We start from the raw sequence: 17,310 nt of genomic DNA, 5'->3' as shown, positions 1-17,310 counted from the left end.
ATAAATTCTTATGGAGGGGAAATAAAAAGCGGGCTCAGAAATGAGCCCGCTTCAAATGAAATTAATCTGTAATTGCGAGCTCACTCTTTGAGATCATCCGCGTTCATTGCGAACAGATCTGGCTTTAATAAATCGGCGAGATTGATCCCGAGTGCTTTGGATAACGCTTCCATATTGTCAATGGAAACATTGCGTACCCCGCGTTCCACATCGCTCAAATAGTTGCGACTAATCTCCGCCTGAAAAGCAAGTTCTTCTTGCGATATCTCTTTAAACCGGCGAGCACGCCGGACGTTCAATCCAAAGATTTCACGAGCAACAGGTTGGGATTTGGCTTTTTTCATGCGCCCTAGCTTCCGGCGTCTTAGAGGAACGAGCTATCAACTTAAAGATTGTTAAAGCACACTTTGAGTTACATTTTATCAAAGTACAGCGATTATCTTCCCGGCTCTCGCATGTTATCTATGGGACTTTGCTTAGCGATCCTATCCCTGCAAGCGCTATCATGCCCCACCACTTAAGCTCAAGATGCTAGCCACGCCCTCGACACTTTCAATCGATCCAGCCCTTCTTACCCGTGTCCGTCAATGGCTCCAAGAAGCCGACAGCCTCATCATCACAGCCGGCGCTGGCATGGGCGTAGACTCCGGCCTCCCCGACTTCCGCGGTAACGAGGGTTTCTGGAATGCCTATCCCCCGCTGGCCAAAACCGGCATCACCTTCACCGAAATCGCCAATGGCGAGGCCTTCACTGAAGATCCGGTGCAATCCTGGGGTTTTTATGGTCATCGCCTGGCGCTGTATCGCGAGACTGTGCCGCATGCTGGGTTTGCATTGCTGAATGAACTGGCAAAGACGAAACCTCAAGGCATGTTCGTCTTTACCAGCAACGTCGATGGTCAGTTTCAGAAGGCCGGAGTGGCCGAGGAGTACATCGTCGAGTGCCACGGCAGCATCCATCATCTGCAATGCAGCGACGACTGCACCGGTGCGATCTGGCCTGCAGATGCGGTAACGCCGCAAGTGGACATGGCGCATTGCCGGTTGAGCTCGCCCTTGCCACTGTGCCTGTCATGCGGTGCGGTGGCGCGGCCGAATATTCTGATGTTCAACGACTACCGCTGGAACGAGCGCCGCACCGATGCGCAGTACGCCCGTATGCGCGCTTGGATGGATGCGGCAAAGCGCCCGATGGTGATCGAGCTTGGCGCCGGTACGGCTGTGCCATCCGTGCGGCGCATGAGTGAAAATTTGGGAGCGCCGCTGATACGCATCAATCCGCGAGAATGGTTGGTGAAAGGCGCAAACAAGGTCGGTTTGCCTTGCGGCGCACTAGAGGGTTTGAGATTGTTGCTCTCCTAACCGTCAACCTTCCGTAACACAGCCACAGCCTCCTCCTCCAACAACGGCCCCTCCACACTAACCCCAGGTACCGCCCCCACAACAACCCCAGCCGCCCGCAACGGCAACGTCGCCCCACCCAATATCTCTCCCATCAACGGCGTAGGCGCCCCAAACACCACCCTCTTCACCCCTCCCCAAAACATCGCCCCCGCACACATCGCACAAGGCTCCCCGCTTGCATATACGGTAGCACCGCGCATCGCCGCCAGCCCCAGTTCCTTCTGCGCCCGCCGCACCAGCACCATCTCCGCATGCCCCGTGCAATCCTGTGCGGTGTTCTGGTTATTCATCTCCACCATCAGCACTTCGCCGGCAGGCGAAACCAGCGTCGCGCCAAATGGCATGTCGCCGCGCTTCAATGCCTGTTCGGATGCGTCGATCGCCAGCCGCATCGCGGCAATATCCTGCTCGGTAAATCTAGTCACGGGTTTGTCGTTCATAGTGGCCTCACATTTCATCAATCTGGGTAGATGCGGTTTGCGCTTTGTCCAGCGTAAATCGCCCGCTGGAGTTGAGATAGAAGCTGGCGCCAAAGCGGCCGACCGGGTGGTAGTCCTGCAACCTTACCCGCCATTGCTCGGTGTCGACCAGGCCGTCGCGCGCGGCCAGCCATTGCACGCGGCCGATGAAGATGTAGCGGCTGGGCGTTTCCAGTTTCTCGTGCAGCACGCATTCGAAGGCGACCGGCGCTTCGGCGATGCGCGGCGGGGCGATGGTGCGTGATGGCACGGCGTGCAGTCCGGCATGCTCCAGCTCGCTCTGGTGCGGCGGCAGCGTGGCGCCGCAGGCGTCCATTTGCGTGCACATCGCTTCGTCGGTGAGGTGGACGACGAACTCTCCTGTGCGCAGGATGTTGGCGGCGGTGTCTTTCAGCGCGCCGTCGTGCAGGCGGTTGATGCTGACCATCATGATCGGCGGGTCTTCGCCCAGCATGTTGAACATCGAGAACGGCGCGGCGTTGACGGTGCCGTCTTGGCCCAGCGTGGTGATGAGTGCGATCGGGCGCGGCACGATCAGGCTGGCCATCAACTTGTAGCGCTGGTAGACGCCGATCTCGGAAAAGTCGATTTCAGTCATGGCGGTTCATGTGGATGCGGCCTGTTGCGGGGCGTGGCGGGCGGTCACGGTTGCTTGCCCTGGATGCCTTCCACGTACCATTTCATGGTCCACAGTTCGGATTCGGGGACGGCCTTGCCGGCGGCAACCTGCAGCTGGCCGGCCTGGTTGTTGATGGGGCCGGCGAACGGCTGCAGCGTGCCTGCGACGATGGCCTTGCGGCGTTCTTCCGCCTGCGCCACTACGTCCTTGGGCAGCGCGGCGTTGTAGGGGGCGAGCTGGACGATGCCTTCCTTCATGCCCCATTTGGTGTCCTCCGCTTTCCATTTGCCTTCCAGCGCCTGGCGCACCTTGTGCACGTAGTACACGCCCCAGTTGAGGGTGTTGCCGGTCAGGTGCGCCTTGGGGCCGAAGCGGCTCATGTCGGAGTCCTGGCCGAAGGCGTAGAGACCTTTGCTTTCCGCCACCTGTATCGGGGCCGGCGAGTCGGTGTTCTGGTAGAACACGTCGGCGCCCTGCCCGGCCAGCGTCTGCGCGGCGTCGCGCTCCAGGCTGGGGTCGTACCAGGCATTGATCCACACCACCTTGGCGTTGACCTTGGGGTTGACGCTGCGCGCGCCCAGCACGAAGGCGTCCAGGTTGCGGATCACTTCGGGGATGGGGATCGGCGCTATATAGCCCAGCGTGTTGGTCTTGGTCATGCGGCCGGCGATGGTGCCGAGCACGTAGGCGCCTTCGTAGAAGCGCGTCTGGTACAGGCCGACGTTGCGCGCCATGGTGTAGCCCGAGCAGTGTTCGAAGATCACGTCCGGGTTTTCCTTGGCCACGCGCAGCACCGGGTTCATGAAGCCGAACGAGGTGGCGAAGATCATCTTGCAGCCGTCGTCGATCAGCTGGCGCATGACGCGCTCGGCTTCCGGCGTTTCCGGCACGCGTTCGACGAACACGGTTTCGATGCGCGCGCCGAATTCCTTCTCCAGCATGCGGCGCCCAAGGTCGTGCTGGAACGACCAGCCGATGTCGGCCACCGGGCCGGGGTAGATGAAGCCGATTTTGAGCTTGGGTGCCGCGGCCAGCGCGGCGAAGGGTTGCGACGAGGCGGCCAGGGCGGCGCCCGTGGCGAGCAAGAATTGACGGCGGTTCATGGCGGCAAGACTCCTTGATTGGATGGATCGATCGGTGGCGAAAGATCGCCATTGATCGTATACATGCAAATTGGATGCCAGCCATGAAATGCAATTAACTAGTTGATTTAAAAGGGTTTAACGTATTTATATGGATTGTATACATTTTGGCATTCGCACGCAAAATGGGCAAGGGAGATGAGGTTGGCGGACGGATGCACCGCCAGCGGGCAGGCGCCGCATCGGTCGCATTGGCAGCACCAGCCGCATCGTCCGGAGATGGCGGGCGGGAAATCAGAACGCGCGGCGCAGCGCTTCGGTGTTGTCTTGCGGCAGGCGCAGCCGGGCTTCCAGCGCCAGCAGGTGGTTGTCCATTTCAGCGGCGGCGCCGTTGCCGTCGCGCAGCGCCAGCAGGTCGACCAGGCGCGCATGTTCGTCGTGCTCGCAACTGGCTTCGCCCGGTACTTCATAGAGCGCCACGATCAATGAGCAGCGCGTCATCAGCTCGGTCAGCATGCGTTGCAGGACCTGGTTGCCGGAGAGCTCGGCCAGCGCCAGGTGGAAGCCGCCGGCCAGCGCCACCCAGCGCGGGTGGTCGCCCTCGTGCAGGGCGGCGTGTTCGGCTTGCATGCGCTGCCTGAGTTTGGCGACGTCGCCGTGGTCGATGCTGCGCGCCACTTCGCGCACGATGGCGCTTTCGATGGCGCGGCGCGCGGCGAACACGTCGCGCGTTTCCTTCGGGCCCGGCGTGGCCACCGCGGCGCCCTTGTTGGGCACGATGTCGACGATGCGCAATTCCGCCAGTCGCCGCAGCGCTTGCCGCACCACCGTGCGGCTGACGCCGAACTGTTCGCACAGGCTGGCTTCCTGCAGCCGCGTGCCGGGCTTCAGCCGCCCGTGCATGACGGCGTTGAAGATCGCCTCGTACACGTTCTGGTCGAGGGTTTCCGGGTTGTCGGCGGGGGCGCGTTGGGGTTTCATGGACGGTGGACGACGGCGGGATGCATGAGGATGGGCGATATCATAACGTGTCGGTATTCGTTGCAGAGGTTCTGTCTATCGAAGCAACCGATCGCACACCCATCTAAAATTTACATGCTCCTGTTCCAGCCGCAGATTCTCACGGATGCTGTCATACCGAAGATCGTCGTAAAGAGATGCTTTTGCGGAAGTTGGCTGCTTCAAGTCGACGCGTAGATGTCGTTCTTTCATACCCGACAACGGCTGATGCGCTGTTAGCGTTTCACGATCCATCAGAAACGAAGAAACATGGCTGAAGTGGGATCGTAGTCCATCCAGAATGGCGAATCCGTGGGTGTCCGATGCGGCCATGGCCAGCATGAGCGCCATCAGCAGGCCGAATCCCAGCCATAAGCGTACGGATTGTTACGTTGGAATTTTGCCGGCGCTCAATCGCCCAGGTCGATGGTACCGGCCAGCGTCACGCCTTCCGGCGCTTCATACAAGGCCACCACCCAGGCTTGGCGCGGGTTGTCCGATTGCGCGTCGAGGGTTTGCGTGACGAAGTTGATCGAGGCGCGGTCCAGCCCGGCAAAGGGATCGTCCAGCAGGTTCAGCGCGGCGCCGGCGGCAAAGGCGGCGGCCAGGTAGACCTTGCGCTTGCTGCCGGTCGAGAGCATGAACAGTTTCTTTTCCAGGTGCGGCGCCAGCGACAGGCCGTCGATCAGCGCCGGCAGGCGCGCATGGTCGAAGCCGGGAAAGCGCTTCTCCATGGCGTCGAAAAATTCCGGCGGCGTCAATTGGTCGTAGGCCTCGGTACGCGGATCGACGTGGAATACGTGGCGCCGATAAGCTTCGCTGTCTTCATCCAGGCGGATGCCGTCCAGTTCCAGCACCCCGTCCTTGACCGGCATCAGCCCGCCCAGCAATTGCAGCAGGGTGGTCTTGCCGCGGCCGTCGCCGCCGCGCACCAGCGTGACTCCGGGCGGGATCGCGGCGGACAGGTCCTTGAAGAGTGCATGCCCGGGATAGGCGAAATTGAGTTTGCGGACCAGCAACAGCGCGGGGCGGTCTTGTGATGTCGTCATGGAAGTCTGGCGTGGAAGCGCCGGGCGGCGGAGCGGTCCGGCAATGCGGCTGGGGCGGGTCAGCGCCGGCGTTGCTGTGCGGCCTGTTTTTCCCGGCGAGCGTCGGCCAGCATGGCGATCGCCAGCGCGATTGGGGGATACAGCAGGATCAGGCCGCTCCAGTCATGGCCGGAGAGAAACATCAGGCCGGCGATGCACAGGTCGAGCGCCATCAGCAACATCAATGGCCAGCCCACGGGCGCGCCAAGGAAGGTCTTCGGTCTCTTGTTCTTGAAATACAGTGCCATGCCATTCACCGTCGTTGTTCGCGCCATGCCGTCTTGTCTGCCTGCCATCCATGCTGCCTGGTGGGCGCGATGGCGAAGCGGCAGGCATGCCGCGAGGGGTTGTCTCCTGTGGGCGATTATAAAAGATGTTGGCAGCGCGGGCGACGCTGGCGGGAGATATTCCTGCGCCGCATTCCCTGGCGGCAAGATGCGCGCAGCAAGGCGCGGCCGCGATGGCGCTCAGAAATCGACCTGTAGCGACAACAGCAACGTGCGCGGCGCCGCCACCGTGGCGTAGGGGCTGGCGAGCAGCCAATAGTCGCGGTTGAACAGGTTTTCCACGTTGGCGCGCAACACCACCGGCTTGCCGGCCAGGCGGGTCTGGTAGCGCGCGCCGATGTCGGCGCGGGTCCAGCCGGGCAGGCTCAGGGTGTTCTCGGCGTTGAAGTAGACCGACGAGGTATGGACTACGCGCGCATTCAGGGCCAGTCCGGCCAGCCATGGGGTATCCCAGTCGGCCGCCAGGCTGAATGCGTATCTCGGCACGCCGACGGCGTTCTTGCCGTCATTGGCGCCGTTGGCCGTGCGCGTCAGCTTGGCGTCGAAGAATGCGCCGCTGGCTATCAGGCGCAGGCCCGATGCCGCTTCGCCATAGGCCGAAAGCTCCAGCCCGCGGTTGCGCTGTTGGCCGTCGTAGCCGTAGAGGCTGGCGCCCGGCGGGTTGGGCAACATGGTGATGACCGCGCTCGGGTTGGTGATCTGGAATACCGACGCGCTGGTGGTCATGCGGCCCCAGTCGACCTTGACGCCGGCCTCGTATTGCCTGGAGCGGTAGGGCGGCAGGACCTGGCCGGCATTGAGCACGCCGGTCGGCACCACCGTGCCGCGGGTCAGGCCGGCCGTGTAGTTGGCATACAGCGAAACTGCTCCGGACGGCTTGAGCACCACGCCCAGCAGCGGCGAAACCGCGCCGGCGCTGTAGGAAGAGGTCTGCAGCCCGGTGACGGTATCGAAGCTGTCGTAGCGCACCTGCTGCTGGCGCGCCCCGGCGAAGATGTTCAGCCGGCCTTCCAGCATGGACAAGGTGTCGGCCAGCGTTACGCTGGTGAGCACCATGTCGTAGGACTTCCTGGGCGAGGTGCGCGCATCGGTGATGGCCGGCAGCGGCGTGGCGCCGTAGATGCTGTAGGTGGCGGTGCCGCCGGAGGGGATGTAGGCGTTGCCGGCTTCCTGCTGCAGCCGCGTCATGCCGATGGCCAGCGCATGGCCGATGCCGGCCGTGTCGAAGCGTATGCGCAGGCCGGCGTCGGCGGTGATGGTCTTGCTGTAGGTGTCGTAATAGCTGTTGCGCAGCGTGCCGATGCCGGCGGCATCGACCGCGCCGGTCGCCAGGTTCTGCCAGGACGCGCCGTAGCGATAGCCGATGGCGCCGTAGGCGGTCATGTCGCCATCGATGTCGTATTCGAGGCGCGACACCGTGGCCGCATCTTCCAGCCGCAACTGGCTGCCGCGATAGAAGTTCGCATCCGCCGGCGGCGGCGAAGGCAGCGATGTCACCTCAGGCAGGAAGCCGACCTGCGGGCGGAAATTGTCGGTGTCCTCATGCTGCGCATAGGTGTCCAGCGACCAGCGCAACTGGCGACCGCGGTAGTCCAGCGCCAGCGCGCCGACCGCCAGTTGCTGGTTGCCGTCCCTGATGCTGGCCTCCCCATCCTTGTAGACGCCATTGACGCGGATGCCCCACGCGTTGTCGGCGCCGAAACGGCGGCTGGCATCGGCCTGCACGCCGGCCTGCCCCTTGCCCTGGAAGGACGTGGTCAGGCGCGCGAGCGGCTCGTCGCCGGCGCGTTTGGTGACGATGTTGATGCTGCCGCCGATGCTGCCGTCGGGGTTGATGCCGTTCATCAGGGTGCCGGGGCCCTTGAGCACCTCCACTCTTTCCATGATGGCGGCCGGCATGTGGCTGGCCGACGCCAGGCCGAACAGGCCGTTGAAACCGACATCGCCGCTGGAAAGGCTGTAGCCGCGGATCTGGAAGGTATCGCCGAAGCCGCCGGCGGAAGTGAGCATGCGTACCGAGGCGTCGTTCTCCACCACGTCGGCCAGCGTGCGCGCCTGCTGGTTGTCCAGCAGGGCGGCGGTGTAGTTCACGGTGCTGAACGGAACATCCATCGCATTGCCGGCGCCGAGGATGCCCAGGCTGCCGCCTTTGGCGATCTGGCCGCCGGCGTAGGGCGCGGTGGCATCCTGGTCTGCGGTGGACATGATGGTGACCGTGGGCAGCGGCCGGCTGGCCATGCCGAAGGCGGGCTTGTCCAGCAGATAGCCGCCATTGGCCTGGCGGCGCGTCTGGATGCCGGTGTCGGCCAGCAGCGCGGCCAGGCCGCCGTCGACGCTATAACTGCCGCGCAGCCCGTTGCTGTGGAGGCCGGCGGCGATGTCCGGCCGGAACGACAAGAGGATGCCGGCATCGTGGCCGAAACGGCCCAGCACCTCGTCCAGCGGGCCGGCGGGAATGTCATAGGTGCGCACCGCGGCCATGGTTTGCGCGAAGGCGGGAGCGGGGATCAGCTGCGCCGACATGGCGGCGACGGCGGCAACGGCGCGGCAGATGAATGCCGCACGCCGCAGCCCCCGCTGCATTGCCTGCATGGCGTGTGCATAGCGCGCCCTCGCCTGCTCCATGTCGATGCGACCTTTCCGGATAAGAAATTGACGTCCCTGTTGCGATGACCCGCGAAAACCGGAAACGGATCAGCCGCGTTGCGGCCGCGGGTCCATGCGGATGCGGCGGCCGCCCCAGAAGCGGTGGCCGATGTCGGCCTGCACGTCCAGCGTGGCGGCCAGCGTTTCGATGACGCGGTCGATATCGTCCAGCGGAAACGAACCGGATACCCGCCGGTCGGCGATGGCGGGGTCGCAAGCGAGGGTGTCGCGGCTGTAGCGGCCCAGCTCCGCGATGAAATCGTCCAGCCGCATGCTGCGGGCGATGATGAAGCCGTCGGTCCAGCCGATGGCGCTGGCGTCCACCCGGCCGGCGGCATGGACGCCGGCGGCGTTGAAGCGCGCCTGCTGGCCGGCCTGCAAGACCAGGCTCCCGGCGGCAGCGTGGCGCGGCGCGATGCGCACCGCGCCTTCGAATACCCGCACTTCGGTGGCGTCGTCCATGTGCCTGACCGTATAGCGGGTGCCCAGCGCGTGGGCCGTGCCGTGCGCGGTCTCGACCATGAATGGGCGGTGCGCCGCATCCTTGGCCGTCGTTGCCAGGATCTCGCCGGCCACCAGCCGGATGCGCCGTTCGGCCGGGCTGAAGCCGACGTTGACGGCGCTGCCGGTGTTGAGCATGAGCCGCGTGCCGTCGGCCAGCGTGAGTGCGCGGCGTTCGCCGACGGCGGTGCGGTAATCGGCGTTCCACTCGCGCCAGGGCGTGTATTGCGCAGTGCCCCAGGCGGCGCCGCCGGCGCACAGCGCCACGGCCAGGCCCTTGACGATCCGGCGCCGATGCGGCGAACCGCGCGGCGCCAGCGCCGCCTGGGCGACAGCCGAATTGAGCGGCGAAGCCAGCGGCAGCAGGCGGCCCCGCACCGACTCGATGCGCTGCCATGCGCGCTCATGGTCGGCATGCTCGGCGCGCCAGCGGGTCCATGCCGCGATGGTCTGGGGCGGCACCGGCTGGGCTTGCAGTTCCACCAGCCATTCGAGCGCGCGCTCGGCCACATGCTGCGGCACCGCGGCGGCATCGGGCGTGTGCTTATACCAGTCGGAGGCAGGCAAGGTCGGCCTCATCCGGGAAAGGAAATGTCGGCAAAGTAGCAGCGCTGCAGGGCCTTGGCGAGATAGCGCTTGACGGTGGGAATCGAGATGCCGAGCGCCGCGGCGACCTGGGCATGGGTGTGCCCGTCGAGCTGCGACAGCAGGAAGGCGCGCTTGACGACGGCCGGCAGGCCGTCCAGCAAGCGGTCGAGTTCCAGCAGGGTTTCCAGCAGGATCGCCTGCTCTTCCGGCGATGGCGCCAGGCCGGCCGGGGCTTGCGCCAGCGCTTCGAGATAGGCCTTTTCCAACTTCTCGCGCCGCCAATGGTTGGATACCAGGTTCTGGGCGACCGTGGTCAGATAGGCGCGCGGCTCATGGATGGTGGCCGGCACGCGTTCGCTGCTGAGCAGGCGGATGAAGGTGTCATGCGCCAGGTCGGCCGCCTGCTCGGTATTGCCGAGCCGACGCAGAAGCCATCCCTTGAGCCAGGAATGGTGGTCGCAATAGAGGGCTTCGATGGACATGGGGAAAAGGCATCCCAGACAAGATGGCAACCGATCCGGCAAGCCGCCTGCGCGCTTCGATCGGCGCCTTGTCGGCGCGGCCAGGCCGGGAGTGAGAAAGCGTGATTATAAATGATAGTGATTACCATTAACAAACGGCGCCCGGCAGCCGTTGTTTTCGTGCCGGCCGGGTAAAAAGAAATACCGGCAACGCCGGTAGTACCGTCCAGCTCCCGTTCGCCCCGAGTCGCTGCGCAGCAGCGTATCGAAGGGCAGCAAGAGCGCTAACGGTGACACGCTGGCGTCGATACGGCCCGAACGGGTTCTGATGATTAGTCGAGAGTTGGCGCCATGCCGTCGACGGCCGTGCGCATGTCACGGTGGATGCGCACCACGCGGAAATCGGCCGGTTGCTCGACCATCACGCAGGTCTTGCCGGTGCGCTTGCAGTGGTCCTGCACGCGCCAGTAGGCGCCGTGGCTCAGGCAGCCGGTCTGGCAGATCACGAGATCGGCGGCGACGATGCTGGCCTCCAGCGCCGAGATGTCCGGCGTCGCCGCGCCGGCGGCGGCTTGCGGGCGTGCCGCTGGCGCCGGCGTCGATATGGTTGGGCGCAGCGTGTCGCGCATCAGCTCTTGCAGCCGCCGGCTCAGGTCCCTGACCTTGCGCGCCAGCGTGACGCGCGGCGCCAGGTCGGGGATGGCCGCCTCCAGCGCGGCGCGGTCTTCGCAAGCCCAGGCCAGCGCACTGTCGCGCGCGATGATGGCCGCGCGCATTTGCATCGCCTGCGCGCGCAGTTGCGCGATCTCTGCGGCTTGCCGCCGCATGGTCTCGCTGCAGCGCAGCTGGGCGGCAGCAAGGTGGCGCAGCAGTACCGCATGCTCATCGGCCTGCGTGCCATCCGGCCGCTGGATGGAGGGCGTAGGAAGCGTCGTGTCGTTCATGTGAGTCTCCCGTTGTGCATTGAATCCGTCATCCGGCGAGGAGGGGCTCGATTATAAATGAGAACGATTGTTATTTGACGCGGCTGGCGGCAGGGTTATTGCTGTCCGTGGCCGTTGGCCAGGCGTCGAGGTGCCGCTTCGGGCTTGTCCTCGGAAGCTGGAAACACCCGTTCGCACAGGAAGTCCACCAGCGCCCGTACCTTCGGCGAGGGATGCTTGCTCGCGGGCCAAAGTACATGGAAGACGCCGGCGCGCTCCACATGGTCCGCGAGGATGGGTTGAAGCCGACCATCGGCCAATGGCTCGCGGATAGCGAAGTCCGGCAGGTAGGCGATCCCCAGTCCTTGCAGTGCGAAACACACGCGCGTCTCGATGTTGTTGCAGATCATCGAGGTGGGCAATTGCAGTTCCGGCGCACCGGGTGCTTGCCGCAGCGCCCAGGTCTCCAGCTTGCCGCTGTTGGGGAAGCGGTAATGCAAACAGATGTGTTCCAGCAGGTCCGCTGGCACTTTGGGCGTACCTCGCCGCGCAAGATAGTCGGGTGAGGCGACCAACATCGAACGGAAGGTTCCCAGCCGGCGCGCAGTGAGGCGAGAGTCGGTCGGTTCGCCCGTGCGTACCACCGCGTCGAAACCTTCCTCGATCACGTCGACCATCCGGTCGGTGAAATCCAGGTCCAACTCGATCTCGGGGTATTCGCGCATGAACTCGCCGAGCACCGGCAGTACCAGCGAGCTGACCAGCGGAAGACTCACGCGCAAGCGTCCTCGGGGCGCCGTGCTGGCTTGCGACAATTCCAGTTCCGCCGCTTCGATCTCGGCCAGGATGCGGCGGCTGCGCTCCAGGAACAGCGTGCCCTCGGCCGTGAGTGTGACGCTGCGCGTGCTGCGGTGAAACAGGCGCACCCCCAGCTTCTCCTCCAGTCGCGCCACGCTCTTGCCGACGGCCGAGGCCGACACGCCCAGCAGCCGGCCGGTGGCGACGAAGCTGCGCGTTTCGGCCACCTGCACGAACACTACGAAGCCGTTCAGGCTATCCATTTTGCACCTCAATTGCGGACTTATATATCCGCACAAACAGGAACTGTAGCCTACTTTTTCTTTAATCGCAGGATTTCTATCATCAAGGTTTCACTCATTGAGTCGAGCAACTTGTCATGACGAATCCTCCACTTTTCCTGCGCCAAGGCGTTCCGCCGGCGCATCTCAGCACACGCATTCACAACACCGTTCAGCAAGCCCTGGACGACCAGCGGCTGGTCGGTGCCGTCATCCTCGTGGCGCGCGACGGCGAACTGATCCACCAGCAGGCCGCTGGCTTCGCCGACCGCGAAAGCGCGCGGCCGATGACCACCGAGACGGTGTTCCGGCTGGCTTCGGTGAGCAAGCCCATCGTCTCCACTGCGGCACTGGCGCTGGTGGCGCAAGGCCGGCTCGACCTGGACGCGGGCATCGAGCGTTGGCTGCCCGAATTCCAGCCCCGGCTTGTCGACGGCCGCTTGGCACGCATCACGGTGCGGCAACTGCTCAGCCATACGGCCGGTCTCGGCTATCGCTTCTTCGAGGCCGACGCAGCCGGCCCCTACGCACGGGCCGGCGTGTCGGACGGCATGGATGCGTCCGGTATCAGCCTGGAGGAGAACCTGCGCCGCCTCGCCAGCGTGCCGCTGCTATACGAACCGGGCGCGGCCTGGGGCTATTCATTGGCGACGGATGTGCTGGGTGCGCTGATCGCGTGCATCCACGGCACGCCGCTGGACGAGGCGGTGCACCGATTGGTGACCGGTCCGCTGGGCATGATCGACACCGGCTTTGCCGCTCGCGATCCCCAGCGGGTGGCGACCGTCTATGTGAACGACACGCCACAGCCGCATCGGCTGGCCGAGGGCGAGACGGTCGCGGCCTTCGACGGCACCGTAGGCATCACCTACAGTCCATCCCGCATCTTCGATCCGCAGGCATTTCCTTCGGGCGGCGCAGGCATGGCGGGGACGGCGCAAGACCTGCTGCGCCTCCTGGAAGCTTTACGCCAGGGCAACGGTGTGTTCCTGCCCAACGAATGGATCGCGGAGATGGCCCGGGATCAAACGGACGGTCGGGAACTGCCCGATGCGCCGGGCTTCGGCTTCGGCCTGGGATTCTCGATCTTGCGCGACCCGGTGCTCGCCGCTTCGCCCGAATCGGCGGGCACATGGCGCTGGGGCGGCGCCTACGGCCATTCCTGGTTCGTGGATCGGGCGCAGGGCCTGAGCGTCGTCGCCTTCACCAATACGCTGTACGAAGGCATGTCCGGCCGCTTCGTCACCGACCTGCGCGATGCCGTCTATGGCGCGCTGGAGGTGCGATGATGCAGACGATACCCGCACGCATGGCGGTCATCGCGTTTCGCCGCGGCTCCACGCTGGGCGACACGGCGCAACCCGCGCGGGAGACTGGACGATGAGCGCCGTTGCCCATGACCGCCTGCCGCTGGCATCGCTGCTGGCATTGGCGATGGCGGCTTTCATCACCATCCTGACCGAGGCGCTGCCGGCCGGACTGCTGCCGCAGATGGCGCAGGGCCTGGCAGTGTCCGAGGCCTGGGTCGGCCAGACCGTGACGATCTACGCTATCGGTTCGCTGGCGGCGGCGATTCCACTGACTGCCGCCACGCAGGGCGTGCGCCGCCGCCCGCTGCTGCTGGCGGCCATCGCAGGTTTCGTCGTCGCCAATACCGTCACGACGCTTTCCGGGAGCTATGTTCTGACGATGGCGGCGCGCTTCTTGGCGGGCGTGTCGGCCGGGCTGCTGTGGGCGCTGCTGGCGGGCTATGCCGCGCGCATGGTGCCCGAGCGCCAGAAAGGGCGCGCCATCGCCATTGCAATGGCCGGCACGCCGCTGGCGCTGTCGCTGGGTGTGCCGGCCGGCGCCTTTCTCGGCAATCTGGTCGGTTGGCGAATGTGTTTCGGCATCATGAGCGCTCTGGCGCTGGCGCTCATGGTGTGGGTGCGCGTCAAGGTGCCGGATTTCGCCGGGCAGCCGGCGGGCAAGCGGCTGTCTCTGGGTCGTGTTTTCAGGATCGCCGGCGTGCGCCCGGTGCTGTTCGTGGTTCTGGCCTTCGTGCTGGCGCACAACATCCTCTATACCTACATCGCGTCGTTCCTTGCGGCGGCGGGCATGGTCGAACGGACGGATTTGGTACTGCTGGTATTCGGCGTCACCTCGCTGCTGGGTATCTGGATCATCGGCGTGCTGATCGACCGCCATCTGCGTGCGCTGACGCTTGCCAGCACTGTCGTGTTCGGTCTGTCCGCGCTGGCGCTGGGCGTGGGGAGCGATGCGCCTGTCGTGGTCTATGCAGCGGTGGCCGCCTGGGGCCTGGCCTTCGGCGGTGCGGCGACGCTGTTCCAGACGGCGCTGGCCAAGACGGCAGGAGAGGCGGCGGATGTCGCCCAGTCCATGCTGGTCACCGCCTGGAACACGGCGATTGCCGGTGGCGGCATTGTCGGCGGCGTGCTGCTCGAACGGCTGGGCGTCGGCGCGTTCGCACCGGCCTTGCTGGTGTTGCTGGCGGCGACGCTGGCGGTAGTGTGGGCGGCCCGGCGGGATGGCTTTCCCGCACCGGTGGGTGCGGCCGGTTCATGCCCGGCAACGACGCCCGATAGACAGGCAGAGGCGCAACCATGAACGGCGCGCGCACTGCCCTGTACTGGCCCAAGGCAGGCTTGCGGCGCTTTCCCGCATTCGTGCGGTACCGGAGCCATCGTGAAATGAAAAAAGCGGCCCCGGCTGGCACCGGAACCGCTTCAGGAAAAGGCCGGGAGTAGCAGCCGGGCGTTCAGCGCGCCTGGGCGGCGCCCGGCCACAGGCGCACCGCCAGCGCCAGGATCGAGGTCAGCGTGGCCAGGCCGATCACGGCGATCCAGCCCCACTGCGCCAGCGCCAGGCTGCCCAAGGCCGCGCCGCTGGCCATGCCGATGAACATGCCCACGAACAGCACCGCGTTGAGGCGGCTGCGGGCGCCGGGTTCGATGCCGTAGACGATGGTCTGGTGCGCCACCAGCGTGGCCTGTACGCCCAGGTCGAAGCCGATGGCGGCCAGCGCGATCAGGGCCAGCTGGCCCTCCTTGGAAAACCACGGCGACAGCGCCATCGCAGCGAAGGATACGGTCGCCAGGCCGACGCCCAGGCGGGTCACCAGTTCAGGGCCCTTCTTGTCCGAGATGCGGCCAGCCAGCGGCGCGGCCAGGGCGCCGGCAGCGCCGGCTAGGCCGAAGGCGCCGGCGGCGGCGCTGCCCAGGTGGAACGGCGCGCCATGCAGCATCACCGCCAGGGTCGACCAGAAGGCCGAGAAACCGATCGACAGCAGGCCCTGGGCCAGGGCGGCGCGGCGCAGGGCGCCATGCTTTCTGACCAGGCTGGCCAACGAACCCAGCAGCGCGCCGTAGTGCATGCGGGTGGTCGGGTGGAAGCGCGGCAGGCCGCGCCACGCGGCCGCGCCGATCAAGGCGATGCTGGCGGCGGCGCCGACGAACATGGCGCGCCAGCCGAAGTTTTCGGCGACGAAACCGCTCACCACGCGCGACAGCAGGATGCCCAGCAACAGGCCCGTCATCACGGTGCCGACGATGCGGCCGCGGTGCTGTTCCGGCGCCAGGGTGGCGGCAGCCGGCACGATGTCTTGCGCCATGGTGGCCGACAAGCCGACCGCCAGGCTGGCGGCCAGCAGCATGCCCACGCCGGAAGCGGCGCCGGCCAGCAGCAGCGCGGCAGCCAGCACCGCGGCCTTGATCAGGATGATGCGGCGGCGGTCGTAGCGGTCGCCCAGCGGCGCCAGCAGCAGGATGCCCAGCGCGTAGCCGAGCTGGGTCGACATCGGCACCATGCCGACCACGCGCTCGGAAGCGCCGATATCGTCGGCCAGTATGCCCAGCATCGGCTGCGAGTAATACAGGGAAGCCACGGACAGGCCGGCGCCGGTGGCCAGCAGCAGGATCAGGGCCGGCGACAGGCCATGCGCCTGCGGATGCGCCTTGGCCGCCAGGTCGCCCGGGGCTATATGCGTGTTAGGAATGTTATTCATGATGAAACTCCCGAAATGTTTGCCATGGATTTGCGTCGAGCTGGTCTTGGAAAGCCTTGTATGCCAGCGTTGAGGCGGATTCTGCGCCACCCGGCTCGCATACGGTAGTAGCGCAATCAGCAGAATTGATATACGTTTGGCGTATGACCAAGCCACCCGCCTCCGCCCAGACAGCAGCGCTTGCCGCCGGCCTGACCGACCGCATCGAGCTCATGCAGACCTTCGTGCGCATCGTCGAAGCCGGCAGCCTGTCGGCCGCGGCATCCCAGCTGGGTATGACCCAGCCCACCATCAGCCGCCGCTTGCAGGCGCTGGAGCGTTCGCTGGGGGTGCGCCTGCTGCAACGTTCCACGCATGCGATGAAACTGACCGACGACGGCGAGCGCTGCTACGAGCGCGCCAAGGACTTGCTGGCGGGATGGGACGAGTTCGAAAGCGACCTGCGCGGGGCGCGCTTGCAGGCCGAGGGGGCGTTGCGGGTGGTGGTGCCGCACGCGTTCGGGCAGAAACAGCTGATCGGGCCGCTCACGGAATTCATGCGCCGCCATCCGCGGGTCATGGTGGAGTGGCTGCTGCATGACCGCGCCGCCGATTTCATTTCCCAGGGCATCGATTGCGCGATCCAGGTAGGCGAGGTGCATGACCCTTCCGTGGTGGCGATCCACCTGGCCGAAGTGCCGCGCATGACGGTGGCCGCGCCGTCGTTGCTGGCGGGCCGTCCGCTGCCGCAGCATCCGGCCGACCTGGCCGCCCTGCCCTGGATCGCCATTCCCGCCTTTTACCGGCGCGAGGTGACGCTCACCCATGCGCGCAGCGGCGAGCAAAAGCACATCTCGTTCCGTCCGCAGCTGGTCACCGACAGCCTGTACGCCTTGCGCAATACGGCCATCGAAGGCATGGGCGTGGCGGTGGGGTCGTCATGGATCCTGGCCGAGGATGTGGCGGCGGGCCGGCTGGTGCAGTTGCTGCCGGAATGGGAGCCGGCGCCGCTGCCGGTGTCGCTGCTGTATCCCTACGCGCGCTTTTACCCGGCGCGCCTGCGCCATTTCATCGACACCATGAAGGAAGCCATGCCCGGCGCCGTGCGCGGCGCGGTCGGCTGGGATGCGCTGGCGCGGCGCAAGACGCCGCCCGGTCAGGAAGATTGAGGT

At 65.6% G+C, this 17,310-nt stretch carries 18 protein-coding genes; 4 read left to right on the top strand and 14 right to left on the bottom strand.

The genetic code is table 11. The features are described from left to right. Window positions 1–80: 80 nt before the first annotated feature. Window positions 81–344, bottom strand: coding sequence for a helix-turn-helix domain-containing protein (locus FB598_RS19780; protein ID WP_141918026.1), 264 nt, complete (start codon window positions 342–344; stop codon window positions 81–83). Between the two features lie 184 nt (window positions 345–528). Here FB598_RS19780 and FB598_RS19775 point away from each other — a divergent pair, with 184 nt between their 5' ends. Next, window positions 529–1,362 carry a Sir2 family NAD-dependent protein deacetylase gene (locus FB598_RS19775; RefSeq protein WP_141918030.1) on the top strand — a complete coding sequence of 278 codons (834 nt, stop codon included), beginning with the start codon at window positions 529–531 and terminating at the stop codon, window positions 1,360–1,362. Here FB598_RS19775 and FB598_RS19770 read toward each other — a convergent pair. From FB598_RS19770 to FB598_RS19715, 12 genes are all read right to left on the bottom strand, one after another. Continuing rightward, entirely contained in the window at window positions 1,359–1,844 is a 486-nt protein-coding gene (locus FB598_RS19770) for a nucleoside deaminase (protein WP_141918033.1), read from the bottom strand. The genes FB598_RS19775 and FB598_RS19770 overlap by 4 nt on opposite strands. Window positions 1,845–1,851: 7 nt before the next feature. Next, window positions 1,852–2,481, bottom strand: a complete 630-nt coding sequence (locus FB598_RS19765; RefSeq protein WP_141918036.1) for a flavin reductase family protein — start codon at window positions 2,479–2,481, stop codon at window positions 1,852–1,854. A gap of 44 nt (window positions 2,482–2,525) precedes the next feature. Beyond that, a complete protein-coding gene (locus FB598_RS19760) occupies window positions 2,526–3,605 on the bottom strand; it encodes a BMP family ABC transporter substrate-binding protein (protein ID WP_141918041.1) in 1,080 nt (359 codons plus the stop codon). Between the two features lie 273 nt (window positions 3,606–3,878). Next, on the bottom strand, window positions 3,879–4,565 hold the full coding sequence (locus FB598_RS19755) for a GntR family transcriptional regulator (RefSeq protein WP_141918046.1): 687 nt from the start codon (window positions 4,563–4,565) through the stop codon (window positions 3,879–3,881). A 75-nt stretch (window positions 4,566–4,640) separates the two neighbouring features. Beyond that, complete coding sequence (locus FB598_RS21005) at window positions 4,641–4,916, bottom strand: Wadjet anti-phage system protein JetD domain-containing protein (protein WP_370511661.1); 276 nt, start codon at window positions 4,914–4,916, stop codon at window positions 4,641–4,643. A 77-nt stretch (window positions 4,917–4,993) separates the two neighbouring features. Next, the gene (locus tag FB598_RS19745; protein ID WP_141918053.1) at window positions 4,994–5,632 is read right to left on the bottom strand and encodes an ATP-binding cassette domain-containing protein; all 639 of its coding nucleotides are present in this window, start codon (window positions 5,630–5,632) and stop codon (window positions 4,994–4,996) included. 59 nt (window positions 5,633–5,691) lie between these two features. Beyond that, window positions 5,692–5,919, bottom strand: a complete 228-nt coding sequence (locus FB598_RS19740) for a hypothetical protein (RefSeq protein ID WP_141918058.1) — start codon at window positions 5,917–5,919, stop codon at window positions 5,692–5,694. A 219-nt stretch (window positions 5,920–6,138) separates the two neighbouring features. Further along, window positions 6,139–8,583, bottom strand: a complete 2,445-nt coding sequence (locus FB598_RS19735) for a TonB-dependent receptor (RefSeq protein ID WP_255464115.1) — start codon at window positions 8,581–8,583, stop codon at window positions 6,139–6,141. A 69-nt stretch (window positions 8,584–8,652) separates the two neighbouring features. Beyond that, entirely contained in the window at window positions 8,653–9,672 is a 1,020-nt protein-coding gene (locus tag FB598_RS19730) for a FecR domain-containing protein (RefSeq protein WP_255464114.1), read from the bottom strand. A gap of 8 nt (window positions 9,673–9,680) precedes the next feature. Continuing rightward, a complete protein-coding gene (locus tag FB598_RS19725) occupies window positions 9,681–10,175 on the bottom strand; it encodes a sigma-70 family RNA polymerase sigma factor (protein WP_141918063.1) in 495 nt (164 codons plus the stop codon). 311 nt (window positions 10,176–10,486) lie between these two features. Continuing rightward, window positions 10,487–11,098, bottom strand: coding sequence for a DUF2325 domain-containing protein (locus FB598_RS19720; protein WP_141918066.1), 612 nt, complete (start codon window positions 11,096–11,098; stop codon window positions 10,487–10,489). A gap of 95 nt (window positions 11,099–11,193) precedes the next feature. After that, window positions 11,194–12,138: a LysR family transcriptional regulator gene (locus FB598_RS19715; protein ID WP_141918205.1), complete on the bottom strand. Its 945-nt coding sequence runs from the start codon at window positions 12,136–12,138 to the stop codon at window positions 11,194–11,196. Between the two features lie 116 nt (window positions 12,139–12,254). On the opposite strand from FB598_RS19715, the gene FB598_RS19710 reads away from it, so the two are divergent. Then, window positions 12,255–13,445 carry a serine hydrolase gene (locus FB598_RS19710; RefSeq protein WP_141918071.1) on the top strand — a complete coding sequence of 397 codons (1,191 nt, stop codon included), beginning with the start codon at window positions 12,255–12,257 and terminating at the stop codon, window positions 13,443–13,445. 91 nt (window positions 13,446–13,536) lie between these two features. After that, window positions 13,537–14,763, top strand: a complete 1,227-nt coding sequence (locus FB598_RS19705) for an MFS transporter (RefSeq protein ID WP_141918075.1) — start codon at window positions 13,537–13,539, stop codon at window positions 14,761–14,763. Between the two features lie 151 nt (window positions 14,764–14,914). Here FB598_RS19705 and FB598_RS19700 read toward each other — a convergent pair whose 3' ends face one another. After that, complete coding sequence (locus FB598_RS19700; RefSeq protein WP_141918078.1) at window positions 14,915–16,159, bottom strand: MFS transporter; 1,245 nt, start codon at window positions 16,157–16,159, stop codon at window positions 14,915–14,917. Window positions 16,160–16,302: 143 nt separating this feature from the next. Between FB598_RS19700 and FB598_RS19695 the strand changes: the two genes are divergently transcribed. Continuing rightward, on the top strand, window positions 16,303–17,307 hold the full coding sequence (locus FB598_RS19695) for a LysR family transcriptional regulator (protein WP_141918083.1): 1,005 nt from the start codon (window positions 16,303–16,305) through the stop codon (window positions 17,305–17,307). Window positions 17,308–17,310: the final 3 nt, after the last annotated feature.

The organism is Herbaspirillum sp. SJZ106, from assembly GCF_006715495.1.
In the GTDB taxonomy this organism is placed as follows: domain Bacteria; phylum Pseudomonadota; class Gammaproteobacteria; order Burkholderiales; family Burkholderiaceae_D; genus Herbaspirillum.
Note: the sequence above shows the minus strand (reverse complement) of the source record. Positions and strands in the feature narration are given on the sequence as shown.